Genomic DNA, 25,387 nt, shown 5'->3' on the forward strand with positions numbered 1-25,387 from the left:
AAACGATTATCGGTGAGGTGGACGACAGGCTCCGTTTGGTGCGTCATTCGGTTTTTATGAGCTCAGCCGCTAAAGCGGGGCAATCATAAACTGGTGAATGAGCCACGTAAGGAGTATAGCAAGTATCGTGCCAATAAATAAATAGCGTTTATTATCAGAGGAATGCCAGACAGGAAGCGGGATCCGGGAGAAAAGCGGACCGGACGGTCAGTGAAAAGTGTCGCTGATTAGCAACGAGTTTAGTACGCTAATTTACTCGCTATATAAATCAATAATTTAAGTGTCACCTTTTGGCGACAACATAAAGGCGGGATTGTCGTTGTTTTCCGACAGTCTCAGAATCATGCGGATTTCAGCAAGGTCGCCATGAATGGCGACCCTACAAAACGCGCAGTTCAATAAAAAAGGCCGCTGTTTAGCGGCCTTTGTTTTGCTTATCCCAACTGCTTACGCGCGTTGCGGAAGATACGCATCCACGGGCTGTCCTCGCCCCACTCTGCCGGATACCAGGAGTTGCTCACGGTACGGAACACACGCTCTGGGTGTGGCATCATAATGGTGACGCGACCGCTTTCGTTGGTTACCGCAGTGATGCCGTTAGGCGAACCATTCGGGTTGGCCGGATAGCTTTCTGTCACTTTGCCGAAGTTATCGACGAAGCGCAGCGCCACTAAACCTTTGCTCTCCAGCTGTGCCAGATGCGCGCCGTCACGCACTTCGACAAAACCTTCACCGTGCGATACCGCGATTGGCATATGCGATCCGACCATGCCATCCAGCAGCAGCGATGGACTCGCCGCCACTTCAACCAGGCTGAAACGCGCTTCAAAACGCTCGGACTGGTTGCGCACAAAGCGTGGCCACAGCTCGCTGCCTGGAATCAGTTCACGCAGGTTCGACATCATCTGGCAACCGTTACACACGCCAAGTGCCAGCGTTTGTGGGCGATGGAAGAAGTTCTCGAACTCATCACGCACGCGGCCATTGAACAGAATGGATTTCGCCCAGCCTTCGCCCGCGCCCAGCACATCACCGTACGAGAAGCCGCCGCAGGCGACCAGCGCCTGGAACTCTTCCAGACCGCGACGACCAGCCAGCAGATCGCTCATGTGCACATCAACCGCAGTAAAGCCTGCACGATGGAAGGCGGCAGCCATTTCCACGTGTGAGTTAACGCCCTGCTCACGCAGCACTGCCACACGCGGACGTGCGCCCGTCGCAATCATCGGTGCCGCAACATCTTCTTCTGGCTTGAAGGTCAGATGAACGTTCAGACCTGGGTCGTTATCGTCTTTTTTCGCTGCATGCTCCTGATCGGCACAGGCTGGGTTATCACGCAGACGCTGCATCTGCCAGGTGGTTTCTGCCCACCAGGTACGCAACGTGGTACGGCTTTCGCTGTACACCGCGCTGTCGCCAGAACGGATCACGAAGCGATCGCCCGGCAACGCTTTACCAATCACATGCAGGTTAGCGCTCAGGCCGTGGTCAGCAAACACCTTCTCGACTGCTGCACGATCCGCTGCATTGATCTGCAACACTGCGCCGAGCTCTTCGGTGAACAAGGCGGCTAACGCATCGCTGCCCAGCGCGGCGATATCGGCTTCGATACCGCAGTGACCGGTGAAGGCCATCTCCGCCAGCGTGACCAACAGGCCGCCGTCAGAACGGTCGTGGTAAGCCAGCAGTTTCTGCTCAGCCACCAGCGCCTGAATGGCGTTGAAGAAGCCCGCCAGCTGCGTGGCGTCACGCACGTCGGCAGGCTTGTCGCCCAGCTGACGATAAACCTGCGACAGCGCGGTCGCGCCAAGCGTGTTCGCGCCGTTGCCGAGATCCACCAGCAACAGCAGGTTGTCTTGATCCGCTTGCAGCTGTGGCGTCACGGTGAGACGCACATCTTCAACGCGCGCAAAGGCGGTGATCACCAGCGACAGCGGCGAGGTCATTTCGCGCTGTTCGTTGCCATTCTGCCAGCGGGTTTTCATCGACATCGAGTCTTTGCCTACCGGAATGGTGATACCCAGCGCCGGACACAGCTCTTCGCCGACCGCTTTCACCGCAGCGTACAAGCCGGCGTCTTCGCCCGGGTGACCAGCAGCGGCCATCCAGTTTGCGGACAGCTTAACGCGTTGCAGCGAACCAATTGAGGTTGCAGCGATGTTGGTTAGCGCTTCACCGACGGCCAGACGACCTGAAGCGGCGAAGTCGAGCAACGCCACTGGCGCGCGCTCGCCGAGGGAGAAGGCTTCACCGTGATAGCTATCGAGGCTGGCGGTGGTGACGGCGCAGTTCGCAACCGGAATCTGCCACGGACCTACCATCTGATCGCGCGCGACCATGCCGGTTACGCTGCGGTCACCAATGGTGATCAGGAAGGTTTTTTCTGCCACGGTCGGCAAGTGCAGCACGCGATTTACCGCATCCGCCACGCTAATGCCGTCACGCTGCAGCGCATCACCTTTAGCCTGCTGGCTGGCAACATCACGCGTCATCTTCGGCGTTTTGCCCAGCAGCACGTCAAGCGGCATGTCGATTGGCTTGTTGTCGAAATGGCTGTCGGCGAGGTTCAGATGCAGCTCTTCGGTGGCTTCACCGATAACGGCATAAGGTGCGCGTTCACGCTTACACAGCTCGTCAAACAGCGCCAGTTGTGCAGGGGCAACCGCCAGTACATAACGTTCCTGCGACTCGTTACACCACACTTCCAGCGGGCTCATGCCTGCCTCATCGCTGAGGATGTCGCGCAGGTTGAAGTTACCGCCACGATTACCGTCGCTCACCAGTTCAGGCATCGCGTTCGAAAGTCCGCCCGCGCCGACGTCATGGATAAACAGAATCGGGTTGGCTTCGCCCAGCTGCCAGCAGCGGTCGATCACTTCCTGGCAACGACGTTCCATTTCTGGGTTGTCGCGCTGTACTGACGCAAAGTCGAGATCGGCATCCGATTGGCCAGATGCCATCGAAGATGCCGCGCCGCCGCCCAAACCGATGTTCATCGCCGGTCCACCCAGCACGATCAGTTTGGCGCCCACCACGATTTCGCCTTTCTGCACGTGATCGGCACGGATGTTACCGATGCCGCCCGCCAGCATGATTGGCTTGTGGTAGCCGCGCAGCTCCACGCCATTGTGGCTGTTGACGCGCTCTTCATAGGTACGGAAGTAGCCGTTCAGGGCAGGACGACCAAATTCGTTGTTGAACGCCGCGCCGCCCAATGGGCCTTCGGTCATGATATCCAGCGCGGTGACAATGCGATCCGGCTTACCGAAATCCTCTTCCCACGGCTGTTCAAAGCCTGGAATACGCAGGTTCGATACCGAGAAACCGACCAGACCGGCTTTTGGCTTCGCACCACGTCCGGTTGCACCTTCGTCACGGATTTCGCCACCAGAACCGGTCGCGGCACCCGGCCACGGTGAAATGGCGGTTGGGTGGTTATGGGTTTCAACCTTCATCAGGATATGCGCGTCTTCCTGATGGAATTCGTATTCGCCCTTCTGCGCATCGGCGTAGAAGCGGCCAACTTCAGAACCTTCCATTACTGCAGCGTTGTCTTTATAAGCAGACAGCACGTGCTCAGGATTATGTTCAAAGGTGTTTTTGATCATTCTAAACAGCGACTTCGGCTGCTTTTCGCCGTCGATAATCCAGTCGGCGTTGAAGATCTTGTGACGACAGTGCTCGGAGTTTGCCTGCGCAAACATGTAGAGCTCGATGTCGTTCGGATTGCGGCCCAGCTTAGTAAAGGCATCAAGCAGGTAATCGATCTCATCATCGGCCAGCGCCAGGCCCAGCGTGGTGTTGGCCTGCTCCAGCGCGCTGCGACCGGCGCCCAGCACGTCAACGCTCTTCAGCGGCTGCGGCTGATGGTGAGCAAACAGCTGCTGCGCATCATTGAGGTCAGCGAACACCGTTTCCATCATGCGGTCATGCAGCAGGCTCGCCAGCTGCTGCCACTGTGCTTCCGTCAGCTCAGGTGCCTGCACATAGAAGGCCATACCGCGTTCAAGACGCAAGACCTGTGGCAGATCGCAGTTATGGGCGATGTCGGTGGCTTTCGATGACCACGGTGAGATGGTGCCGGGACGCGGCGTTACCAGCAACAGACGCCCTTGTGGCGCGTGTTCGGCGAGAGAAGGACCGTATTTCAGCAGGCGTTGCAGGCGGGCTTGCTCATCCGCGCTGAGCGGTGCACTAACATCGGCAAAATGGACGTACTCGGCGTAAATATCACTCACCGGAAGGTGAGCGTCCTGAAAGCGGGTCAGCAGTTTGTTTACACGAAATGCCGACAGAGCGGGCGAACCACGCAGAATTTCCATCATTAAAGATCTCTCGTCTTTGAAGTGCCGGGCGACGCTTCATTGGGCGCAACAGGGGAAAACGGGCGGTATTATAGAGAAACAGCACGGGTTACGAAACCGTTTGCGCATAAATTCTGGCACCTGGCGTTTGGCTGAATTTTGCACAATTCTTGCTATAAAAGTTGCCCTGCCCCTTTTTGTTGCGCAAAATGCCCCTCGCTCTGGGAGTTAAAACAACATAAATACTGCCTTTAAAAGACAGAGGCCTGTGAGCCATTACGAGACAACTATTTGAAACGCCTAAAAATAAACTATCTGTTTATCGGTCTGATCACCGTGCTGCTTGCGCTAGCATTGTGGCCTTCCATCCCGTGGTACGGGGGCGGAACAGACGCGCTATCACAGATCAAATCACGCGGAGTGCTGCGCATCAGTACCGTTAACTCTCCGCTGACTTACTACACCATTAACAATGCACCAGCCGGTATGGATTACGAGCTGGCGAAGCGCTTCGCCGATTACCTGGGCGTGAAACTGGAAGTTGAGGTGCGTCCTAACCTCGGCGATCTGTTTGACGACCTCGATGACGGAAAAGCGGATTTGCTGGCTGCCGGCTTGATCTACAACAGCGAGCGCCTCGCACACTACCAAAGTGGCCCGAGCTACTATTCGGTGTCGCAGCAGCTGGTGTACCGCATTGATAAGCCCCGGCCGAAGAATCTGGGCGATCTCAAAGGCCGCCTGATTGTGCAGTCCGGTTCGGCATATCTGTCAACTTTACGTTCCGCCAAAGCTGACAGCTATCCCGATCTCGACTGGGCTATCTCCACCGATCAGGGCCAGAAAGCGCTGCTTGAAGCGGTTGCCGACGGCAAACTCGATTATACGGTGGGCGATTCGGTCACCATCGGCCTGCTACAGCGCATTCATCCGCAGCTGGCGGTGGCATTTGATGTGACCGATGAAGAGCCGGTAACCTGGTATTTGCCGCGTAACGATGACGACAGCCTGAGCGCTGCGATGCTCGACTTCTACAGCCAGATGGGCGAGGAAGGCACCATGGCGCGGCTGGAAGAGAAGTATCTCGGCCACGTTGGCACCTTTGACTACGTTGATACCCGCACCTTCCTGCGCGCCATTGATAACACGCTGCCGGATATCAAACCGCTGTTTGAGAAATATTCTGCCAGCATGGATTGGCGTTTACTGGCGGCGATCTCTTATCAGGAATCGCACTGGAATCCGCAGGCTACGTCGCCAACCGGCGTACGCGGCATGATGATGTTGACGCGCAATACCGCCGATAGCCTCGACGTTGACGATCGCCTCGATCCCGAACAGAGCATTCGCGGCGGCAGCGAATATCTCAAGCGCATGATGGAGAAAGTGCCGGAGACCATTCCGGAAGAGGAACGTATCTGGTTCGCGCTGGCGGCATATAACATGGGCTACGCGCACATGCTGGACGTGCGCAAGCTGACGGCAAAACAGGGCGGCAATCCGGACAGCTGGGCCGATGTGAAGCTGCGTCTGCCAATGCTCAGTCAGAAGCGCTACTACACGCAAACCACTTACGGCTATGCGCGCGGCCACGAAGCCTATAACTACGTTGAGAACATCCGTAAGTATCAGATCAGTTTGGTGGGATATTTGCAGGAGCAGGAGAAGCGTTTAGCGCAGCAGTCGGCGCTGGAAGCGGAATTAGGCGCCGGTTACCCGGCGGTCGAACCGAAAATTGCGATGAATTAACCGGTGCGCTGCGCCTGACGCAGCGCCTTCTTCTGCTCGCGACGCATGCGGAAGAAGTCACTCAGCATCCCGGCACACTCTTCCGCCAGCACGCCGCAATCAATCTGAATTTGATGATTCATGCCGGGATGACCAATCACATCCAGCAGTGAACCGGCCGCGCCGGTTTTCTCATCTTTAGCGCCATACACCAGCCGCGTGATGCGGCTGTGCACCATCGCACCGGCGCACATCACGCAGGGTTCCAGCGTGACGTACAGCGTGGTATCCAGCAGACGATAGTTTTCCAGTACTTTGCCGCCCTGGCGCAGCGCCATGATCTCGGCATGTGCGGTAGGATCGTGCTGACCAATCGGCCGATTCCAGCCTTCGCCAATCACCTTGTCACCCTGCACCAGCACCGCACCAACCGGCACTTCGCCCTGCTCCCACGCGCGCTTCGCCAGTTCCAGCGCATAACGCATCCAATATTCATCAGTTTGTGGGTTCACCGGGCAGCTCCTGCGGACATTTAAGGCGGCGCATTATAGCGATGCTGCTGCCGGAATCGAAGCGTTATTCCAGCTGTTGCAGCTCACCGCTTGGCGTGACGCGCCAGCGGTGCTGACAGAAGAACAGCAGCGGGTTGTCCTGTTTGCTGTCGCTGTAGCCGCTATACAGTTGCAGCGGCGTGCCGATTTTCTCCTCCAGCTGCGCCACCTTTTCATGGCCGAGGCAGCGCATTGACAGCAAACGTCCGCCACGGCCCGGTTTCATCTGGCTAGCGATCAACTGCACGCGCGGTAAGAAGGCCGAATCGAAATAGACTTGCTCCACCAGCGACTGCGGCGAACCGGTAATCAGCCAGACATCGGCATCGTTACTGCTGAGGTAGTCGGTAAGCCGCTGCTGCACCACCGGAAATGCGGTAACACGCTGGCGGAACCACTCGGCGAATTCAGCCTCACGCTGGCGCAGACGTGTTTCGCTGTGGCCGAAAGTGATCGCCCACAGTAATAAACTCATCGGCCAGCGTGCGGCGCGGCCTTTGAACAACATGCCGAGACCGATCACCGGCAACAGCGGCACCACCAGCAGCAGATTGATCGGCTGACGTCGCAGCAGATAGCGCATAAAGGTGCCAAACATGTCTTGCTGATGTAGCGTGCCATCGAGATCGAAAAACACCACGCGTCGTTGTGTACCCTTTGTCAAACAGCACTCCTTCTCTATCCTTCGCGGTTTCTGCACTACAGTGTAGCCAGCTTCGGCGTTCGAGGCGAAAGCTGCTATTTTTAATTCCAATGACTACAATGCCATTTGAATAGTTTATTCTTCGCGTTTACGCGCTGTTTGCGGATAAAGGAATTAAGGATCGAACCATGAGTTCATTGCTGCGCATTCGTCAGCTCTACCCGCGACTGGCGCTAAATGAGCGTCGGCTGGCGGATTTTTTGCTGTCGCAGCCGGATCGTGCACGGCATCTCAGTTCACAAAAACTTGCCGAGGAATCGGGCGTTAGCCAATCCAGCGTGGTGAAGTTCGCCCAGAAGCTCGGCTATAAAGGCTTTCCGGCGCTAAAGCTGGCGCTGAGCGAGTCGATGGCCGATCGCGATGCGATTACCGTGCATAACCATATTCTCAGCGACGATCCGCTGAAAGTGGTTGGCGAAAAGTTGCTGACCGAGAAGATCTCGGCGATCCGCGCCACGCTGGATATCAACAGCGAAGAGAAGCTGCTGCTAACCTTGCAGCTGCTGAAAAACGCTAATCGTATTTTGCTGGTCGGCATCGGTGCGTCCGGTTTAGTGGCGAAAGATTTTTCGTGGAAGCTGATGAAGATCGGCATCAATGCGGTGGCGGAACAGGATATGCACGCCTTGCTCGCCAGCGTGCAAGCAATGGCGCCAGGCGATGTGCTGCTGGCGATCTCCTATACAGGCGAACGCCGCGAAATCAATCTGGCGGCGCAGGAAGCCGCGCAGGTCGGTGCCGATGTGCTGGCTTTCACCGGTTTTACGCCGAATGCCCTGCAGCAATGCGCCACGGTTTGCCTCTACACCGTGGCGGAAGAGCAAAGCACGCGTAGCGCGGCGATCTCGTCGACCAGCGCGCAGCTGGCGCTGACCGATTTGCTGTTTATGGCGCTGGTACAAAACGATCCCGAACGCGCCTCCAGCCACATTCGCCACAGCGAAGAGTTGGTGAAAAAGCTGGTCTGATGAGATCAGGCGCGTATAATACCCGCGCCTTTTCTGCTGTTATTGGACTTCCGCTATGGCCCTGCTCATCACCACTAAATGCATCAATTGCGATATGTGCGAACCTGAATGCCCAAACCAGGCAATCAGCTTAGGCGATGCGATCTATGAGATTGATGTCGACCGCTGCACCGAGTGCGTGGGCCATTATGATGTGCCGACCTGCCAAAGCGTCTGCCCGATTGATAACACCATTATTCTCGATCCACAGCACCCGGAAAGCCGCGAGGCGCTGTGGGAGAAGTTCGTGGTGTTGCACCCTTAGTTCTCGATAATCACCGTTGCGCAGGCGTAATGGCGTTCATCCGCTAACGTCACATGCACGTGCTTCACGCCGAGCTGGCTGGCAATCACTTTGGCCTGCTCAAAGAAACGTAATCCCGGCTTGCCCAGCGCATCGTTGTAGACTTCGAACTGATTGAACGCCAGCCCACCGCGAATGCCGGTGCCGAAGGCTTTTGCTGCCGCCTCTTTCACCGCAAACCGTTTGGCAAGAAAGCGCACCGGTTGCTGGTGCGCCTGATATTGTTGCCACTCGGCTTCGCTTAATACGCGGCGCGCCAGACGGTCGCCGGAGCGCTCAATGACGCCCGCAATGCGCTCGATCTCTACGATATCGCTGCCGAGTCCGAGAATGGCCATTAGCGACGCGCTTCCCGTATCAGCTGCTTCATTTCGCTGACCGCATCTGCCAGACCGCTGAACAGCGCACGACCAATAATCGCATGGCCGATATTCAGCTCGTGCATTTCCGGCAGTTCAGCAATCGGCTGCACGTTGTGGTAGGTCAAACCGTGGCCGGCATTCACTTTCAGGCCAAGGCTGGCGGCGAAAGTCGCGGCTTTACGAATGCGTGACAGCTCTGCCTGGCGCGCGAGACCTTCGGGCGCTTCGGCATAGGCGCCGGTATGAATTTCGATGTAAGGCGCGCCGCTGGCAACCGCTGCTTCAATCTGGCGGTGATCGGCATCAATAAATAACGAAACCAGAATGCCGGCATCGCTCAACAGGCGCACCGCAGCATTGATTTTATCCTGCTGGCCCGCCACATCCAGCCCGCCTTCGGTCGTCACTTCCTGACGCTTTTCCGGCACCAGACAAACAAAGTGCGGCTTGATTTCGCAGGCAATGTCGATCATCTCGTCAGTGACCGCCATCTCCAGATTCATGCGCGTCTGGATGGTGTCACGCAGAATGCGCACATCGCGATCGGTGATGTGGCGGCGATCTTCACGCAGATGCACGGTAATGCCGTCGGCGCCGGCCTGCTCAGCTACAAACGCGGCCTGCACCGGATCGGGATAGTTTGTGCCACGTGCATTACGTACGGTGGCAATGTGGTCAATGTTGACGCCTAACAGCAACTCAGCCATGACAATCCTTAAATGTGTTCAGTGTGTTTGCAGTGTACCGCGCTGAATATATCAGGCGGTACGACCAGCGCTAGCCGTTTGCCACATCGGGTTTCTTTTTTGGCACAAACTGGCGAAACAGTTCCTGACTCTTCAGCGGCTTACCGCCAAGATAGGGCTTCAGCGCCATACGCGTAAAGCGTTTGGCGGCGCGCAATGTATCGGCATCGGGGAATTCGCGTTCCCACAACGCCCGCAGTTGGCGGCCGGTAAAGCTGCGCTGATTGACCACCAAACTGGCGATAAAGCCCTTCTCTTCGCGGTAGCTGTAGGTCATGCCGTCAGCGACCTCTTCGCCACTGCCGGCACAATGCAGAAAATCCACGCCGTAGCCGAGATGCCCAAGCAGCGCCAGCTCAAAGCGGCGTAGTGCCGGTTCAGGCGAGCCGTTGCCTGCCGCCAGCGTTTGGATGCAATTCAGGTAATCGAAGAACATGTCAGAGAAGGGAATTTGCTGCTCCAGCACGCGCGATAGCAGCTCGTTGACGTAGAGTCCGCAATAGAGCGTGATGCCGCTGAGCGGCAATGCCAGCGAAACGGCTTCGGCACTGCGCAGCGTTTTGACGTCACCGCGTCCACCCCAGCGCACCAGCAATGGCGTAAAGGGTTGCAGTGCACCTTTTAATTGAGAGCGGCGCGAGCGGGCGCCTTTGGCAAGGACGCGGACGCGCCCTTCACTTTCGCTGAACAGATCGAGGAGCAGGCTGGTTTCGCTGTAAGGGCGACTGTGCAGCACAAAGGCGCGTTGCCAGCCTTCCATCAATTAACCTTCGTCAGAGTAACCTAAGCTGCGCAGCGCACGTTCATCGTCCGCCCAGCCAGATTTCACTTTAACCCACAGTTCGAGATGCACTTTCGCTTCAAACATCTCTTCCATGTCTTTACGCGATTCAATGCCGATGGTTTTGATCTTGGCGCCTTTATTGCCGATGACCATCTTCTTCTGGCCTTCGCGCTCAACGAGGATCAAGCCATTGATGTCGTAACCGCCGCGATCGTTAGACACAAACTGCTCAATTTCTACAGTAACGGAGTAAGGCAGCTCAGCACCAAGGAAGCGCATCAATTTTTCACGGATGATCTCAGACGCCATAAAGCGCTGTGAGCGGTCAGTGACATAATCTTCCGGGAAATGGTGCTCAGATTTTGGCAGGCATTTGCGCGCAATTGCTGCAATAGCATCAACGTTTTTGCCGCTTTCCGCAGAGATCGGTACGATTTCGAGGAAGTTCATCTGCTGGCTGAGGAACTGAAGATGCGGCAACAGAATGCTCTTGTCCTGAATGTTGTCGACTTTATTGATCGCCAATACCACAGGAACTTTGTTATCACGCAGCTTGTTGAGCACCATCTCGTCGTCTGGTGTCCAGCGCGTGCCTTCAACTACAAAAATCACCAGCTCAACGTCACCGATGGAGCTACTGGCGGCACGGTTCATCAGGCGGTTGATCGCCCGCTTCTCTTCCATGTGCAGCCCTGGCGTATCTACGTAGATCGCCTGATAAGCGCCTTCGGTGTGGATGCCCATGATGCGGTGACGCGTGGTTTGCGGCTTGCGTGAAGTGATCGACACTTTCTGCCCCAGCAACTGGTTCAGCAAAGTGGATTTACCGACGTTTGGTCGGCCTACAATCGCGATAAAGCCGCTATATGTTTCGAGTTCGCTCATTCGAGTCCTGACTTGGGCAGCGTCGCTGTCGACGCTGCGATGTGACTATTTATTCGAGGCCAAGCTTAATTAACGCCTGTTCGGCGGCTGCTTGCTCGGCTTTACGGCGGCTGGAGCCAATGCCCACCACCGGTTCTGCCATGCCACTCACCTGACAGTGAATGGTGAATTCCTGATCGTGGGCTTCGCCACGCACCTGCACCACCAAATACGATGGCAGTGGCAGATGACGTCCCTGCAAATACTCCTGCAGGCGCGTTTTCGGATCTTTTTGTTTATCGCCCGGACTGATCTGTTCCAGTCGCGAGTGATACCAGTCGAGAATTAACTTTTCGACGGTTTGAATGCTGCTGTCGAGGAAAATGCCGCCGATCAAGGCTTCAACGGTATCCGCGAGGATCGATTCGCGACGGAAACCGCCGCTTTTCAGCTCGCCCGGACCGAGGCGTAAACATTCGCCAAGGTCGAACTCGCGCGCCATCTCCGCCAGCGTATTGCCGCGCACCAAGGTGGCACGCATGCGGCTCATGTCGCCTTCGTCCACGCGCGGGAAGCGGTGATAGAGCGCATTGGCGATCACGTAGCTGAGAATAGAATCGCCAAGAAATTCAAGACGTTCATTGTGTTTGCTGCTGGCGCTACGGTGCGTCAGTGCCTGCTGCAATAAATCCGGATGAGTAAAAGTGTAGCCCAGTTTGCGCTGCAGCTTGTTAATGACGATGGGGTTCATGCTATTCCAGTTGTTCTGTGCGTCTATCACTGCATACGAAACAGGGCTGAGGTTCCAACCTGTTCTGTTTGGTGTGCACTGGCCTCCCGAAAGAGAGGCCAACCTTTTTTGAAGCTAATTAGTGAATCCCACCAATGCGGCTAAAGCGCACGCCGGTCGGCCACTGTCCTTCTTGTTTTTCGAAGCTCATCCAGATAGCCACCGCTTTGCCGACCAGATTCTTCTCGGGCACAAAGCCCCAGTAGCGGCTGTCGGCGCTGTTATCGCGGTTATCGCCCATCATGAAATACTGCCCTTGCGGCACAATCCAGGTCGATTGCGGCTGGCCCGGCTGCTGATAATACATGCTTGCCTGACTTTGCGCTTCGTTTACCAGCAAGATATCGTGCGTTACGTTGCCCAATGTCTCTTTACGGGTGCCGAGACGCAGGCCGCCCTTCATGGTTTCGCCCTGCGGCGCCTGGAAGAAGCCGTTGCCGGTTTCATTGCCATCAAAGCCGCTGAAGGTCTGAATGAAGTTGCTTGGCTCAACGTTAGTGTAAGTCACCGGCAGCGCCGTGTCGCAATTGCCGCTGCTGCAACCCGGATTGATGGTCAGGGTTTTGCTGTAAGGATCAAACACCACTTTGTCGCCCGGCAAGCCAATCACGCGCTTGATGTAATCCACGCTGGGATCTTTCGGGTATTTGAATACCGCGACATCACCGCGCTGCGGATGGCCAGTTGGGATCAGCGTGGTTTGGGTAATCGGATCTTTAATGCCGTAAGCAAACTTCTCCACGAGGATGAAGTCGCCAATCAGCAGCGTTGGCATCATTGAGCCCGATGGAATCTGGAACGGCTCAAAAATAAACGAACGTACGATCAATACCACCGCCAGCACCGGGAACACCGATGCGGTGGTTTCTACCCAACCCGGCTGCGCCGCTACTTTCGCCAGCGTTTTACTGTCGAGTGCGTTGCCAGCCTGCGCTTGCGCAGCAGCCTGCTTCGCACGACGCGCCGGTGCCCATTTAAAGCGATCGATACACCAGATAACGCCAGTGATCAGTGTGGCGATCACTAAAACCAGGGCGAACATGTTAGCCATTAAAAATCCTTATTTGCTGTCTTTACCGACATGCAGAATGGCAAGGAATGCTTCCTGCGGCAGCTCAACGTTGCCGACCTGCTTCATTCGCTTCTTACCGTCTTTCTGCTTCTGCAACAGTTTCTTCTTACGGCTCACGTCACCGCCATAGCATTTCGCCAGGACGTTTTTACGCAGCTGTTTTACCGTTGAGCGAGCGATAATGTGGTTGCCGATTGCCGCCTGAATCGCAATATCAAACTGCTGACGTGGGATCAGATCTTTCATCTTCTCCACCAGATCGCGGCCACGATATTGTGAGTTATCACGGTGAGTAATCAGCGCCAGCGCATCAACACGTTCTGAGTTAATCATCACGTCGACACGCACCATGTCAGAGGTCTGGAAACGTTTGAAGTTATAATCCAGCGAGGCATAACCGCGCGAGGTTGATTTCAGACGGTCAAAGAAGTCGAGAACCACTTCTGCCATCGGAATCTCATACGTCAGCGCAACCTGCTTGCCGTGGTAAACCATGTTGGTTTGCACGCCACGTTTTTCGATACACAGCGTAATGACGTTGCCGAGGAACTCCTGCGGCAGCAGCATGTGACACTCCGCAATCGGCTCACGCAGCTCAGCAATATTGTTCAGCGGTGGCAGCTTCGACGGGCTATCAACGTAGATAGTTTCGCCGTCGGTGGTTTCCACTTCATACACGACGGTTGGCGCGGTGGTGATCAGATCCAGATCGTATTCACGCTCCAGACGCTCCTGAATGATCTCCATGTGCAGCAGACCGAGGAAGCCGATGCGGAAACCGAAGCCCAGCGCCGTTGAGCTCTCTGGTTCGTAGAACAGTGACGCATCGTTGAGGCTCAATTTGCCAAGCGCATCACGGAACGCTTCATAGTCGTCAGAGCTGATCGGGAACAGACCGGCGTAAACTTGTGGCTTCACTTTCTTGAAGCCTGGCAACACGTTCTCCGCCGGATTGCGCTGCAAGGTCAGGGTATCGCCCACTGGCGCGCCGAGGATGTCTTTAATCGCACACACCAGCCAGCCTACTTCACCGCAGTTCAGTTCATTGCGATCAACACGCTTCGGCGTGAAGATGCCGAGACGGTCAGCGTTGTAGCTTTGACCGGAGCTCATGACTTTAACTTTGTCGCCTTTGCGCAGCGTGCCGTTCTTAATACGAATCAGCGATACCACACCCAGGTAGTTATCGAACCAGGAATCGATGATCAGCGCCTGCAGCGGACCTTCCGGATCACCTTCTGGCGGCGGGATGTCACGCACCAGACGTTCCAGCACGTCGGGCACGCCGACGCCGGTTTTCGCCGAGCAACGCACCGCATCGGTCGCGTCAATGCCGACGATATCTTCAATCTCTTCCGCTACGCGCTCTGGATCGGCGGCAGGCAGGTCGATTTTGTTCAGTACCGGTACCACTTCCAGATCCATTTCCATTGCGGTGTAGCAGTTTGCCAGCGTCTGCGCTTCAACGCCCTGCCCTGCATCGACCACCAGCAATGCTCCTTCACACGCCGCCAGCGAGCGGGAAACTTCATAGGAGAAGTCAACGTGACCGGGAGTATCGATAAAATTGAGCTGGTAAGTTTCACCGTTCAGCGCTTTGTAATCGAGCGTCACGCTCTGCGCTTTAATGGTAATGCCGCGCTCACGTTCCAGATCCATGGAGTCCAGAACCTGCGCCGCCATCTCACGATCGCTCAGGCCACCACAAATTTGAATCAAACGGTCAGAGAGCGTTGATTTGCCGTGGTCAATGTGAGCGATGATGGAGAAATTTCGTATGTGCTTCATTTATATGAATATCTTCACGTAGAAAATCAGTGGGAAACTTGAGCACGGACACATTCAGGAAAGTGAGCTTTACCCGGAACCCTGTCGGCCTCATTAATGACGACGCATATTACACTGTTAACGCCGCGCGTTAAAGAATGGAACTGTGGGGAATCGCAACAGATTTCAGCGGTTAAGCCGATTGAGAAAGGCCGCATCAAATGCGGCCTGGACGGGGATCACGCTTCGCTTTCCACGCGCAACGCATCAGGCGGTAACGCAACGCTAAGAATCACCGGCTGGAAAGCCTCGCGATCGCCGAAGAGTTTGGATACACCTTTAGCTACGATAAAGCCGCCAATGCCGCCTAAGAGCGCGCCACAGGCCGCAGCCAGATCGCTGGCAAACAGCATCTGAAAGATGCCCGCCACTAAAAACAGGCCAAACAGCGGCGTCATGTAAACCAGCAAAGCGGAACCCAACAAGCTGCTTTCGCGGATGCCTAACTCGATGCGCTGGCCGGGTTGCAACGGCTCCGCACTGGCGATAGTCATCACGTGGGCATTTTTCGGCCCCAGCTGATTAAGCGCGTGGCTGCCGCAGCCTTTACGCGCTGAGCAGCTGTTACAAGACGTTTTCGCTTCCGTGTGCAGGGTGGCAATGCCTTCTTTCCACGCCACCACGGTGGCCCATTCTCTCATCATTTTGGTGAACCCGAATCTATGCTGTCCGCAATACGTTTAGCAGTGGCTGGCGGTAACTCGCCCACCACCGTGATTTCGTTATTATTGCGTACTTCTGTCTGCACCGTACGACGCCCAGTGCGCAATGCCTGCACGCTGCTGCTTTTATCGGCTGGCGTAACGTTGATGGCGAAGCTAAACAGACCATCGCTGTACAGGCGCGATTCGACAGTTTTATTCATCGATGGGATATCGCGGCGACTTTGTGAGATCAGTTTCATGCCCGCCGGGAGCCAGCCAGGCTGCCAGCTGAGTTCAACTTTGTCGCCCGCCGGTAAAGACAACGATGGCGGCAAGTTGGCCTTCTCCAGCCCTTGCATCAAGTTGCGCACGCCTTCATCGACGGCAAAGCTGATGACGCGGAACTGCTCCAGCGTTTCACCATCACGATCGAGCAGATCGATGCGCAGCGGCAATTTGGTATCCACATCCAGCCACACGACATAGCTGTAGCGCGTGCCATCACGTGACACGATGCGCACCACTTCGCACATTTGATCGGCCATGCGCGAGCGACCAACAGGAATGAAATCATAGGCTTCACCCAAACGGGAGAAGTCGGCGAACATCAAACCGGGTAACGCATCGATGATGTGATTGCCCGGCAGCGAGAAGGGATCTAATCCCGGCTCGAAATAGCTGATGTCGTTTCCACGCTGGATCACTTCACGGCGCGGCCCGTCCATCTGCAACAGTTGGGCGAAGATACGATTGTCGATAACCGCGTGGCGATAACGCAGGGATTCAATGCCGAGACGCGAGACATTGATGTAGGCAAATTCGTAGTTGAGGTTCTGGCTTGCCTGCTCCATCTGTTGTAACAACACCCCGGACGCAGAGGTCTGCGCCGAGGCGATAGATGAGCAAAACAGGCTGCCTGCCAGCAGGCTAACGGCACACCAAAGCTGCTTCATTACTGCTGCTGAGTTCCTAACGACTGATTTCCGGGAACATTAGCCTGAGCCTGTTGCGGATCGTTTTTCTCAAACTGAACCTGATCGGCATGCAGACGACGTTGCAGTTCATAATCCTGTAGCATGGCATTGACGCGACGACGCTGCTCCTGCACCTGCTGATTAGAGCTGTTGGTGTCAAAGGCTTCAGAAGGCACGCCTAAGCTAACCGGAGAAGCTTTACCCATCATCGGCAAGGTATTGAATGCCGGTGAATCGGACGCTTCAGTCGCGCTGCCGGTGGGTGAACTGTTGTAGTGCTGAACACCGACAATCACCGCCAGTGAAACACAAGCAGCAACACCGACTTGCGTCAGCTGTGCCGCCCAACTGCCACCGCGACGCCAGAACGGCATCTTCTCGTAACGTGACGGCTCAGGCTGCGCTTCAGGGATCAGCGGAGTGACTTTGCGTGCCGGCTCGTTTTCGATGGCCGCAGCCACACGTGCGGAGATATCAAAATGCAGCACTTCTCCGATATCACCTCGTAAGGTGTCGCGGATGAGATGGTAGCTTTCCCAGCTTTGCTGAAGATCCGCATCCTTAGATAACGACGCCAACAGCTCGTTATCTAATGTTTCACCATCCATTAAAGCGGAAAGTTTTTCTTTCTGCATGCCTTGGTACCCTTCCAGTAGCCGTTATCACTGACGTTGGATAAGCGGTTGAACTTTATTATCAATAGCCTCTCGTGCACGGAAGATACGCGAACGTACGGTACCGACCGGACAATCCATGATGACGGCAATCTCTTCGTAACTCAGGCCATCCAATTCCCTGAGGGTAATGGCCATGCGAAGATCTTCGGGAAGCGCCTCAATGGTACGAAAGACGATTTGTTTCAGTTCCTCAGACAACATTAAGTTCTCAGGGTTCGAAATTTCTTTCAGTGCACCTGCACTTTCGAAATTTTCCGCATCAATTGCATCCACGTCACTGGATGGCGGACGTCGCCCCTGAGCAACCAGATAATTTTTCGCTGTATTGACCGCGATGCGGTACAGCCATGTATAAAAGGCGCTGTCGCCACGGAACGATTCCAGTGCGCGATACGCTTTAATAAAGGATTCCTGAACCACATCAGGCACATCGCCTGACGGAACATAGCGTGAAACCAGGCTCGCCACTTTATGCTGGTATCGAATCACCAGTAAATTAAAGGACTTTTGATCTCCCTTCTGAACCCGCTCAACGAGAACCTGATCCGTTAACTGCTCGCTCATCCGAGGTAATATCTCCCCAAAACTTTTTTATGCGTAAGTGAACTGCCAGCACATCTCATTGTTCTGAGCAAGCATGCGCTTAGAGTGACCTAATGGTCTGAAGTTCACTACGACCAGAATTTTTCCGTATCGGAACCACGACATCATTGTTGTTGATTGTCTTTCAGTGTAGCGACTTGCCACGCTGGTGGTGTCTTTTGCGGCACCGATAATCGCTGGCAGAGTACCTTATGACGCCGTCATTTTCACCTTTATTACCTGAATTTTCAGAGTGTTTGATATAAAAAACACATTGTGCGCAATTTCAGAGTTAACTTACTGAATTCACGTTATTATCTTCCTTTGCTGAATAATTTTTCCGCGCAATTTGTTCAAAATACTTCACAGCATCCCCATCCGGGCTTATGCTCAAGCCACCTTTTGTTTAGTAAATTAAACACCATGACTTCTCTCCCGGAATATCAGTGTGATGTCCTCATCGTCGGCAGCGGTGCGGCAGGTTTATCGTTAGCGCTGCGCTTAGCGCCGCATTATCAGGTTACCGTGCTGAGTAAAGCGCAGGTGAATGAGGGCTCAACGCTGTATGCGCAGGGCGGGATTGCGGCGGTGTTTGACGAAACAGACAGCATCGAATCACACGTTGAAGACACGCTGGTTGCTGGCGCAGGCTTATGCGACCGCGATACGGTGAGCTTTATCGCCAGCAACGCGCGTCACTGCGTACAGTGGCTGATTGATAACGGCGTCGCCTTCGACAAAGAGCCGCAGGCTGATGGCGAAGCGCGTTATCACCTTACGCGCGAAGGTGGACACAGTCATCGCCGCATTCTGCACAGCGCCGATGCCACCGGCCGCGCGGTAGAAACCACGCTGGTAAGCCAGGCGTTGAGCCATCCGAATATCCGCATTATCGAGCGTACCAATGCGGTGGATTTAATTCTCTCCGATAAGCTTGGCCTGCCCGGCAAGCGTCGCGTGGTTGGCGCGTGGATCTGGAATCGCAAGCGTGAACAGGTGGAAACCTGTCGCGCGCGCGCCGTAGTGTTAGCCACTGGCGGCGCAGCGAAAGTCTATCAGTACACCACCAATCCGGACGTAGCGTCTGGCGATGGCATTGCCATGGCATGGCGCGCCGGTTGCCGCGTGGCGAACCTCGAATTCAATCAATTCCATCCCACCTGTTTATTTCATCCGCAGGCGCAAAACTTCCTGCTGACCGAAGCACTGCGCGGTGAAGGCGCCTGGCTGTTGCGTCCTGACGGTACGCGCTTTATGCCTGACTTTGATGAGCGTGCCGAGCTGGCGCCGCGCGATATTGTGGCGCGCGCCATCGATCATGAGATGAAACGGCTGGGCGTCGATTGTATGTATCTCGACATTAGCCACCAGCCGGAAAGCTTTGTGCGCGCGCACTTCCCGATGATTTACGAAAAGTTGCTGACCTTCGGCCTCGATCTCACCAAACAGCCGATCCCAATTGTGCCAGCCGCGCATTACACCTGCGGCGGCGTGATGGTCGATCGGCAAGGCCGCACTGACGTAGAAGGGCTGTATGCGATAGGCGAAGTGAGCTACACCGGCTTACATGGCGCAAACCGTATGGCGTCTAACTCCTTGCTCGAGTGCCTTGTTTACGGTTGGTCAGCGGCTGAAGATATGATCGCACGCTTGCCAGACGTCGCGGCGGTAGAACATCTGCCCGCGTGGGACGAAAGCCGCGTTGATGATGCCGATGAACGCGTAGTGATCCAGCATAACTGGCATGAACTGCGGCTATTCATGTGGGATTACGTGGGCATTGTGCGCACCACTAAGCGTCTGGAGCGCGCACTGCGGCGCATTAATTTGCTGCAACAGGAGATCGACGAGTACTACGCGCACTTCCGTCTCTCTAACAATTTGCTCGAGCTGCGCAATCTGGTGCAGGTCGCCGAACTGATGGTGCGCTGTGCGCTGGAGCGTAAGGAGAGCCGAGGGCTGCACTTTACCCTCGACAATCCCGATTTGCTGGATGAAGCGTTACCAACCATCCTGCAGCCCGAAGTTAGCGGAATAGGTAAAAGTCTTTCACGAGGCTGAGCCAGTCGGCTGAATAGCTTTTATCTTCATCACGAATGGCGAGACGTTCCAGCAACGTTTCGCCGGCGGAGGGCGAAAAGCCCAATACCACGCGATTCGGCGGGCGCTGCGCATAGGCGGCGACATCGTAGCGATAACGCAGATGCCAGCCATCCGCCAGCGCCAGTGAAATCAATGCTTCGCCCGCTTCAGCCGGCAGCACCACACAAAATAGCCCTTCCTCTTCAATCAACTGGGCGGCACAGCGCAGCAGCGTGAGATGGTCGAGTGTGGCGGTGCTGCGTGCGGTATCACGCGCGACACTGCCTGTTGCCATGCCGGGCGCAAAAAACGGCGGGTTGCTAACGATGAGCGAAAAGCGTTTTTCACACTGCTCGCTCCAGCTGACAATATCCTGATGGTGCACATGAATGCGATTTGCCCACGGCGAGGCCTGCATATTTTCCTGCGCCTGTTGCGCCGCACTGGCTTCCAGTTCGACCGCATCAATCTCTACCGAATCGGGCGTGCGTTGCGCCAGCATCAGCGCTATCAACCCGCTGCCGCAGCCAATATCGAGGATACGACGCGCACCTGCCACTGGCGCCCAGGCCCCGATTAACACGCCATCGGTGCCGACTTTCATCGCACAGCGATCGTGCGCCACGAAAAATTGCTTAAAGGTAAAACCATCTTTTCTTAACGTCGGCCGCACCTGCGGCTGGTCCTGAGACATACTTCACTACCATTGAATTTTTTACTGCCGGAAGTGTAACGTGGTGGCGATGGGAATTCACCTGCGCCTGTAATACCTACACAAACAGATGAAGATTATATTCGTTCTGTCTATAATCAGCGCCCCAAACTGAGGTAGACCATGACCGTAACCACATTCTCCGAACTCGAACTCGACGAAAGCCTGCTACAAGCTTTGCAGGAAAAAGGCTTTACTCGCCCTACTGTTATTCAGGCCGAGACCATTCCTGCCGCGCTGGAAGGCCGTGACGTTCTGGGTTCGGCTCCAACCGGGACGGGGAAAACTGCAGCGTTTTTGCTGCCCGCTTTACAGCATTTGCTCGATTTCCCGCGCAAGAAATCAGGCCCACCACGCATTCTAATCATCACCCCAACGCGCGAACTAGCGATGCAGGTTGCCGATCACGCGCGCGAACTGGCTAAACACACGCATCTGGATATCGCCACCATCACCGGTGGTGTGGCGTATATGAACCATGCCGAAGTGTTCAGCGAAAACCAGGACATCGTTGTCGCGACTACTGGCCGTTTGCTGCAGTACATCAAAGAAGAGAACTTTGACTGCCGCGCAGTAGAAACGTTGATTCTTGATGAAGCTGACCGCATGCTCGATATGGGCTTTGCGCAGGACATCGAAACCATCGCCGCAGAAACCCGCTGGCGCAAACAGACGCTGCTGTTCTCAGCGACGTTGGAAGGCGATCACATTAAAGACTTCGCCGAGCGCTTGCTCAACGAGCCGGTGTTTATTGAAGCCGACCCAAGCAAAAGCGAACGTAAAAAGATTCAGCAATGGTATTACCGCGCCGACGATCTGCAGCATAAAAACAAGCTGCTGATTCACCTGTTGAAACAGCCAGACGCCACGCGCGTCATCGTGTTTGTGCGTAAACGTGAGCGTCTGCATGAGCTGGTCACCTGGCTTCATGAAGCCGGCATTCGCACCAGCTATCTCGAAGGCGAAATGGTGCAGGTTAATCGTAACGAAGCGATCAAACGTATGAATGATGGCCGCGTTACGGTGATGATTGCCACTGACGTTGCTGCGCGCGGTATCGACATTGACGATATCTCGCACGTGATTAACTACGATTTGCCGCGCACCGCCGATACCTATCTGCACCGCATCGGCCGTACCGCGCGTGCAGGCCGTAAAGGTACCGCCATCTCGCTGGTTGAAGCGCACGATCACGTGCTGCTGGGCAAAATCACCCGTTACATCAACGAGCCGTTGAAAGCGCGTGTGATTGATGAGCTGCGTCCGGAAAGCCGTGCGCCAAGTGCTAAAGTGACGGGAAAACCGTCGAAAAAAGCCCTTGCGAAGCGTCAAGAGCGTAAAGAGAAAGAACAAGAGAAACCGCGCGTCAAACAACGCCATCGCGATACCAAAAATGTGGGTAAACGCCGCAAGCCAAGCGGTAGCGATACACCCGAGTCTGGTGCGGAATAAAACAGCACTCGCTGTAATTAATCGCCTCTTTTGAGGCGATTTTTTTGTTTTAAGCGTAGCGAAAAAGCACTTTCGCTATCAAACGCCCTCAAGCAGCTTTCTTTTAAACTCGGCCTATAAAAAAAGCCGCGCCAATCAACATTGGCGCGGCTTGTATTGCTGTGTGTCTTTTCGTCAGCGCTGCAATTACAGGCTTTCGGTGAATGTACGTGTAATCACGTCACGCTGCTGCTCTGGCGTCAGCGCGTTAAAGCGCACGGCATAGCCCGATACGCGAATGGTCAACTGCGGATATTTTTCCGGATGATTGACGGCATCTTCCAGCGTTTCGCGACGCAGCACGTTGACGTTGAGATGCTGACCACCTTCGATGCGCACCTGCGGCTTCTGCTCAAGTGGAATTTCACGGTAAGCGATTTCGCCGAGGTCGCTGATAGCAACAACCTGATCTTCTGAGAAATCGCCTTTGGCGCACAGGCAGCGCGCTTCGGCTTTATCATCGTCCAGCAGCCAGAATGAGTTCAACAGCTGTGGATTATTTGCCTGAGTAATTTGAATACCGGTAATCATAGTAGGTCTCCAGGGCTTTACGCTGTCGCAACCGGACAGCGAGGTTCATAAGGTTATGGAATGCTGTGGTATATCACTACAAGAAACCCGCCGTTTTGACCTGTATCAATTTCGTCCAGTTACTATTGCAAGCTGAAAACCTAACAACTTGATTCATAACAACTTCATTCGCTAACTTTTTACGTAAATATTCAAATTATTTTTACCCTTCTGCTGTTGAGTGCGACACGTTAAGCTAGGCGCACTATTTTGCAGGGAGTCAATGATGGCTGAGAAGCTGACCTGGCACGACGTGCTGGCTGAAGAGAAAGAGAAACCTTACTTCGTGGAAACGCTGAAAGCGGTGGCCAATGAACGCGCTGCTGGCGTAACGGTGTATCCGCCGCAGAAGGATGTGTTTAATGCCTTCCGGCTGACCGAACTGGGCGATATCAAAGTAGTGATTTTGGGCCAGGATCCTTATCACGGCCCAAATCAGGCGCATGGTCTGGCCTTTTCTGTGCTGCCCGGCGTGGCGATCCCGCCGTCATTACTGAATATGTACAAAGAGCTGGAGCAGGATATACCCGGCTTTGTGCGCCCTACGCACGGTTTTCTTGAAAGCTGGGCAACGCAAGGCGTGATGCTGTTGAACACCGTGTTAACGGTGGAAGCCAGCAAGGCCCATTCGCACGCGCGCTTCGGCTGGGAAACTTTCACTGATAACGTCATTAGCGCCATCAATCAGCATCGCGAAGGGGTGATTTTCTTGCTGTGGGGTTCGCATGCGCAGAAGAAAGGCAGCATCATTGATACGCAACGCCATCATGTATTGAAAGCGCCGCACCCTTCCCCGCTCTCCGCGCATCGCGGCTTTTTTGGCAGCAAACACTTCTCGCAGGCGAATGCGCTGCTGAACCAATCAGGCCAGTCACCGATCGATTGGATGCCGGTGCTGCCTTAAAAACAAACGGCCGCATTAAGCGGCCGTTGTTATGATAGCGACGGATTAGCCTTTGGCTTTGGTCACTGCCACCATCGCCGGACGCAGCAGGCGACCGTTGAGGGTGTAACCGCGCTGCATCACCATCAGCACGTGATTGGGTGCCATCTCTTCTGATTCCATCATCGACATCGCCTGATGAATCTCTGGATTGAATGGCACATTGGTTTCGCCAACCACTTCCACGCCAAACTTGCGCACCGCGCCCAGCAGCGACTTCAGCGTCAGCTCGATACCTTCAATCATCGAAGCCAATTCAGCGTTATCTTTGTTTGCGACTTCCAGCGCGCGCTCCAGGCTATCGATCACTGGCAGCAGCTCGTTGGCAAATTTTTCCAGCGCAAATTTATGCGCCTTTTCCACATCCATTTCAGTACGACGACGGATATTCTCGATTTCCGCCTGCGCACGCAGTTGTGCATCACGCACGCCGGTTTGCGACACGGCTAGCTCGGCTTCCAGTTGCGCGATACGCTCATCACGCGGATCCACCTCAGCGGTTGTCTCTGCGTCCACGTGCTGCTGATCCTGTTGAATTTCGTCTGAGACTTGCTCGTTTGGGGTGTTCTGTTCTTTACTACTCATGAATTTCTCCGCGTTTTGCACATTCATCTCGCTGGTTGGCTTATTATGGGGATCAGTTTGACGGTTTCAAGTAAACCCATCACATTGCCTGGCCGTTTTGGCTTATAAGGAACTCGCGCTAAATGAACAAACACTTTAACTGCATCGGGATTGTCGGCCATCCGCGCCATCCTACTGCGTTAACCACCCATGAAATGCTCTGGCGCTGGCTAACGGCAAAGGGTTATGAGGTGATTGTCGAGCAGCAGATTGCGCGCGAACTGGATTTGAAAAATGCCGAAACCGGCAGCCTTGCGGATATTGGTCAACGCGCTGATTTAGCGGTTGTAGTAGGTGGCGATGGCAACATGCTTGGTGCTGCCCGCGTGCTGGCGCGCTATGACATCAAAGTCATTGGCATTAACCGTGGCAACCTCGGTTTTCTTACCGATCTCGATCCGGACAACGCGCAGCAGCAGCTGGACGATGTGCTGCAGGGCGATTACTTCGTTGAAAGCCGCTTCCTGCTGGAGGCACAGGTGTGCAAAGAAGATTGCTCGCCGCGTATTGGAAGTGCTATCAATGAAGTGGTGCTGCATCCCGGTAAAGTCGCGCACATGATTGAATTCGAAGTCTATATTGATGAGGTGTTTGCCTTTTCACAGCGCTCCGATGGTTTGATTATCTCCACGCCAACCGGTTCAACCGCCTACTCGCTCTCGGCGGGCGGTCCCATTCTGACGCCGTCACTGGATGCCATTACGCTGGTCCCGATGTTCCCGCACACGCTCTCTGCGCGCCCGCTGGTGATTAACAGCAGCAGCACCATCCGCCTGCGTTTTTCTTCCCTGCGCAGCGATCTGGAGATCAGCTGTGACAGCCAGATTGCCTTGCCAATTCAGGAAGGTGAAGACGTTCTGATTCGCCGCAGCGCTAATCACCTCAATCTTATCCATCCAAAAAATTACAACTATTTTAATACCTTAAGTTCAAAGTTGGGTTGGTCTAAAAAATTGTTCTGAAAATCAGCACTGACTACTTTACTGTATAAAAAACCAGGATATACTGTATGTAAAACCATATCTGTTTTTACATACAGGTGATTC

The 25,387-nt window shown here is 54.8% G+C and carries 24 protein-coding genes; 7 read left to right on the top strand and 17 right to left on the bottom strand.

The window, feature by feature from the left end; all coding sequences use genetic code 11:
• Nucleotides 1-434 precede the first annotated feature (434 nt).
• Entirely contained in the window at nucleotides 435-4,325 is a 3,891-nt protein-coding gene (gene purL, locus NQH49_RS14390) for a phosphoribosylformylglycinamidine synthase (protein ID WP_256697135.1), read from the bottom strand.
• 270 nt (nucleotides 4,326-4,595) lie between these two features.
• Between purL and mltF the strand changes: the two genes are divergently transcribed.
• Nucleotides 4,596-6,053 carry a membrane-bound lytic murein transglycosylase MltF gene (gene mltF, locus NQH49_RS14395; protein ID WP_256697136.1) on the top strand — a complete coding sequence of 486 codons (1,458 nt, stop codon included), beginning with the start codon at nucleotides 4,596-4,598 and terminating at the stop codon, nucleotides 6,051-6,053.
• Here mltF and tadA read toward each other — a convergent pair.
• Nucleotides 6,050-6,544, bottom strand: a complete 495-nt coding sequence (gene tadA / locus NQH49_RS14400; RefSeq protein WP_008101500.1) for a tRNA adenosine(34) deaminase TadA — start codon at nucleotides 6,542-6,544, stop codon at nucleotides 6,050-6,052. The genes mltF and tadA overlap by 4 nt on opposite strands.
• Before the next feature lie 64 nt (nucleotides 6,545-6,608).
• A complete protein-coding gene (gene yfhb / locus NQH49_RS14405) occupies nucleotides 6,609-7,247 on the bottom strand; it encodes a phosphatidylglycerophosphatase C (RefSeq protein WP_008101503.1) in 639 nt (212 codons plus the stop codon).
• 167 nt (nucleotides 7,248-7,414) lie between these two features.
• Between yfhb and NQH49_RS14410 the strand changes: the two genes are divergently transcribed.
• Together NQH49_RS14410 and NQH49_RS14415 are read left to right on the top strand one after the other, a co-directional pair.
• Complete coding sequence (locus NQH49_RS14410; protein ID WP_256697137.1) at nucleotides 7,415-8,254, top strand: MurR/RpiR family transcriptional regulator; 840 nt, start codon at nucleotides 7,415-7,417, stop codon at nucleotides 8,252-8,254.
• Nucleotides 8,255-8,309: 55 nt separating this feature from the next.
• Entirely contained in the window at nucleotides 8,310-8,558 is a 249-nt protein-coding gene (locus tag NQH49_RS14415; RefSeq protein ID WP_008101505.1) for a YfhL family 4Fe-4S dicluster ferredoxin, read from the top strand.
• Here NQH49_RS14415 and acpS read toward each other — a convergent pair.
• The 11 genes from acpS to rpoE form a co-directional block, all read right to left on the bottom strand.
• Complete coding sequence (acpS, locus tag NQH49_RS14420) at nucleotides 8,555-8,935, bottom strand: holo-ACP synthase (protein ID WP_061718003.1); 381 nt, start codon at nucleotides 8,933-8,935, stop codon at nucleotides 8,555-8,557. The genes NQH49_RS14415 and acpS overlap by 4 nt on opposite strands.
• Nucleotides 8,935-9,666 carry a pyridoxine 5'-phosphate synthase gene (gene pdxJ, locus NQH49_RS14425; protein ID WP_256697138.1) on the bottom strand — a complete coding sequence of 244 codons (732 nt, stop codon included), beginning with the start codon at nucleotides 9,664-9,666 and terminating at the stop codon, nucleotides 8,935-8,937. Before pdxJ ends, acpS begins: the two co-directional genes overlap by 1 nt.
• A gap of 70 nt (nucleotides 9,667-9,736) precedes the next feature.
• Nucleotides 9,737-10,465, bottom strand: a complete 729-nt coding sequence (gene recO / locus NQH49_RS14430; protein WP_256697139.1) for a DNA repair protein RecO — start codon at nucleotides 10,463-10,465, stop codon at nucleotides 9,737-9,739.
• Nucleotides 10,466-10,468: 3 nt separating this feature from the next.
• A complete protein-coding gene (era, locus tag NQH49_RS14435; RefSeq protein WP_256697140.1) occupies nucleotides 10,469-11,374 on the bottom strand; it encodes a GTPase Era in 906 nt (301 codons plus the stop codon).
• 49 nt (nucleotides 11,375-11,423) lie between these two features.
• Nucleotides 11,424-12,104, bottom strand: a complete 681-nt coding sequence (gene rnc / locus NQH49_RS14440; RefSeq protein ID WP_036620136.1) for a ribonuclease III — start codon at nucleotides 12,102-12,104, stop codon at nucleotides 11,424-11,426.
• Between the two features lie 118 nt (nucleotides 12,105-12,222).
• Nucleotides 12,223-13,194 (bottom strand): signal peptidase I, encoded by a 972-nt coding sequence (lepB, locus tag NQH49_RS14445; protein WP_176971030.1) that lies wholly within the window; start codon nucleotides 13,192-13,194, stop codon nucleotides 12,223-12,225.
• A 9-nt stretch (nucleotides 13,195-13,203) separates the two neighbouring features.
• Entirely contained in the window at nucleotides 13,204-15,003 is a 1,800-nt protein-coding gene (gene lepA / locus NQH49_RS14450; RefSeq protein WP_256697141.1) for a translation elongation factor 4, read from the bottom strand.
• A 218-nt stretch (nucleotides 15,004-15,221) separates the two neighbouring features.
• A complete protein-coding gene (gene rseC, locus NQH49_RS14455; protein WP_008101521.1) occupies nucleotides 15,222-15,686 on the bottom strand; it encodes a SoxR-reducing system protein RseC in 465 nt (154 codons plus the stop codon).
• Entirely contained in the window at nucleotides 15,683-16,639 is a 957-nt protein-coding gene (rseB, locus tag NQH49_RS14460; RefSeq protein WP_256697143.1) for a sigma-E factor regulatory protein RseB, read from the bottom strand. Before rseB ends, rseC begins: the two co-directional genes overlap by 4 nt.
• Nucleotides 16,639-17,295, bottom strand: a complete 657-nt coding sequence (gene rseA, locus NQH49_RS14465) for an anti-sigma-E factor RseA (protein WP_008101525.1) — start codon at nucleotides 17,293-17,295, stop codon at nucleotides 16,639-16,641. Before rseA ends, rseB begins: the two co-directional genes overlap by 1 nt.
• Nucleotides 17,296-17,322: 27 nt before the next feature.
• Nucleotides 17,323-17,901 carry an RNA polymerase sigma factor RpoE gene (gene rpoE / locus NQH49_RS14470; RefSeq protein ID WP_007886161.1) on the bottom strand — a complete coding sequence of 193 codons (579 nt, stop codon included), beginning with the start codon at nucleotides 17,899-17,901 and terminating at the stop codon, nucleotides 17,323-17,325.
• Nucleotides 17,902-18,342: 441 nt separating this feature from the next.
• On the opposite strand from rpoE, the gene nadB reads away from it, so the two are divergent.
• Complete coding sequence (nadB, locus tag NQH49_RS14475) at nucleotides 18,343-19,980, top strand: L-aspartate oxidase (RefSeq protein WP_256697144.1); 1,638 nt, start codon at nucleotides 18,343-18,345, stop codon at nucleotides 19,978-19,980.
• On the opposite strand, the gene trmN is transcribed toward nadB, so the two are convergent.
• Entirely contained in the window at nucleotides 19,946-20,695 is a 750-nt protein-coding gene (gene trmN / locus NQH49_RS14480) for a tRNA(1)(Val) (adenine(37)-N(6))-methyltransferase TrmN (protein ID WP_256697145.1), read from the bottom strand. The genes nadB and trmN overlap by 35 nt on opposite strands.
• A gap of 141 nt (nucleotides 20,696-20,836) precedes the next feature.
• Between trmN and srmB the strand changes: the two genes are divergently transcribed.
• Complete coding sequence (srmB, locus tag NQH49_RS14485) at nucleotides 20,837-22,165, top strand: ATP-dependent RNA helicase SrmB (protein WP_256697146.1); 1,329 nt, start codon at nucleotides 20,837-20,839, stop codon at nucleotides 22,163-22,165.
• Between the two features lie 186 nt (nucleotides 22,166-22,351).
• On the opposite strand, the gene grcA is transcribed toward srmB, so the two are convergent.
• On the bottom strand, nucleotides 22,352-22,735 hold the full coding sequence (grcA, locus tag NQH49_RS14490) for an autonomous glycyl radical cofactor GrcA (RefSeq protein WP_256697147.1): 384 nt from the start codon (nucleotides 22,733-22,735) through the stop codon (nucleotides 22,352-22,354).
• 265 nt (nucleotides 22,736-23,000) lie between these two features.
• On the opposite strand from grcA, the gene ung reads away from it, so the two are divergent.
• Entirely contained in the window at nucleotides 23,001-23,678 is a 678-nt protein-coding gene (gene ung / locus NQH49_RS14495; RefSeq protein WP_256697148.1) for a uracil-DNA glycosylase, read from the top strand.
• A gap of 45 nt (nucleotides 23,679-23,723) precedes the next feature.
• Here ung and grpE read toward each other — a convergent pair whose 3' ends face one another.
• On the bottom strand, nucleotides 23,724-24,302 hold the full coding sequence (gene grpE / locus NQH49_RS14500; protein WP_154155627.1) for a nucleotide exchange factor GrpE: 579 nt from the start codon (nucleotides 24,300-24,302) through the stop codon (nucleotides 23,724-23,726).
• Between the two features lie 122 nt (nucleotides 24,303-24,424).
• On the opposite strand from grpE, the gene nadK reads away from it, so the two are divergent.
• The gene (gene nadK / locus NQH49_RS14505; RefSeq protein WP_008101540.1) at nucleotides 24,425-25,303 is read left to right on the top strand and encodes an NAD(+) kinase; all 879 of its coding nucleotides are present in this window, start codon (nucleotides 24,425-24,427) and stop codon (nucleotides 25,301-25,303) included.
• The last annotated feature ends 84 nt before the right edge of the window (nucleotides 25,304-25,387 follow it).

The sequence above is a fragment of the Pantoea trifolii genome, assembly GCF_024506435.1.
GTDB classification, from domain to species: domain Bacteria; phylum Pseudomonadota; class Gammaproteobacteria; order Enterobacterales; family Enterobacteriaceae; genus Pantoea; species Pantoea trifolii.

What these genes read in the sequence shown, in the direction of transcription:
- purL (WP_256697135.1), bottom strand. Translation starts at nt 4,325, where the DNA reads ATGATGGAAATTCTGCGTGGTTCGCCCGCTCTGTCGGCATTTCGTGTA.
- NQH49_RS14410 (WP_256697137.1), top strand. Translation starts at nt 7,415, where the DNA reads ATGAGTTCATTGCTGCGCATTCGTCAGCTCTACCCGCGACTGGCGCTA.
- NQH49_RS14415 (WP_008101505.1), top strand. Translation starts at nt 8,310, where the DNA reads ATGGCCCTGCTCATCACCACTAAATGCATCAATTGCGATATGTGCGAA.
- acpS (WP_061718003.1), bottom strand. Translation starts at nt 8,935, where the DNA reads ATGGCCATTCTCGGACTCGGCAGCGATATCGTAGAGATCGAGCGCATT.
- pdxJ (WP_256697138.1), bottom strand. Translation starts at nt 9,666, where the DNA reads ATGGCTGAGTTGCTGTTAGGCGTCAACATTGACCACATTGCCACCGTA.
- recO (WP_256697139.1), bottom strand. Translation starts at nt 10,465, where the DNA reads ATGGAAGGCTGGCAACGCGCCTTTGTGCTGCACAGTCGCCCTTACAGC.
- era (WP_256697140.1), bottom strand. Translation starts at nt 11,374, where the DNA reads ATGAGCGAACTCGAAACATATAGCGGCTTTATCGCGATTGTAGGCCGA.
- rnc (WP_036620136.1), bottom strand. Translation starts at nt 12,104, where the DNA reads ATGAACCCCATCGTCATTAACAAGCTGCAGCGCAAACTGGGCTACACT.
- lepB (WP_176971030.1), bottom strand. Translation starts at nt 13,194, where the DNA reads ATGGCTAACATGTTCGCCCTGGTTTTAGTGATCGCCACACTGATCACT.
- lepA (WP_256697141.1), bottom strand. Translation starts at nt 15,003, where the DNA reads ATGAAGCACATACGAAATTTCTCCATCATCGCTCACATTGACCACGGC.
- rseC (WP_008101521.1), bottom strand. Translation starts at nt 15,686, where the DNA reads ATGATGAGAGAATGGGCCACCGTGGTGGCGTGGAAAGAAGGCATTGCC.
- rseB (WP_256697143.1), bottom strand. Translation starts at nt 16,639, where the DNA reads ATGAAGCAGCTTTGGTGTGCCGTTAGCCTGCTGGCAGGCAGCCTGTTT.
- rseA (WP_008101525.1), bottom strand. Translation starts at nt 17,295, where the DNA reads ATGCAGAAAGAAAAACTTTCCGCTTTAATGGATGGTGAAACATTAGAT.
- rpoE (WP_007886161.1), bottom strand. Translation starts at nt 17,901, where the DNA reads ATGAGCGAGCAGTTAACGGATCAGGTTCTCGTTGAGCGGGTTCAGAAG.
- nadB (WP_256697144.1), top strand. Translation starts at nt 18,343, where the DNA reads ATGACTTCTCTCCCGGAATATCAGTGTGATGTCCTCATCGTCGGCAGC.
- trmN (WP_256697145.1), bottom strand. Translation starts at nt 20,695, where the DNA reads ATGTCTCAGGACCAGCCGCAGGTGCGGCCGACGTTAAGAAAAGATGGT.
- srmB (WP_256697146.1), top strand. Translation starts at nt 20,837, where the DNA reads ATGACCGTAACCACATTCTCCGAACTCGAACTCGACGAAAGCCTGCTA.
- grcA (WP_256697147.1), bottom strand. Translation starts at nt 22,735, where the DNA reads ATGATTACCGGTATTCAAATTACTCAGGCAAATAATCCACAGCTGTTG.
- ung (WP_256697148.1), top strand. Translation starts at nt 23,001, where the DNA reads ATGGCTGAGAAGCTGACCTGGCACGACGTGCTGGCTGAAGAGAAAGAG.
- grpE (WP_154155627.1), bottom strand. Translation starts at nt 24,302, where the DNA reads ATGAGTAGTAAAGAACAGAACACCCCAAACGAGCAAGTCTCAGACGAA.
- nadK (WP_008101540.1), top strand. Translation starts at nt 24,425, where the DNA reads ATGAACAAACACTTTAACTGCATCGGGATTGTCGGCCATCCGCGCCAT.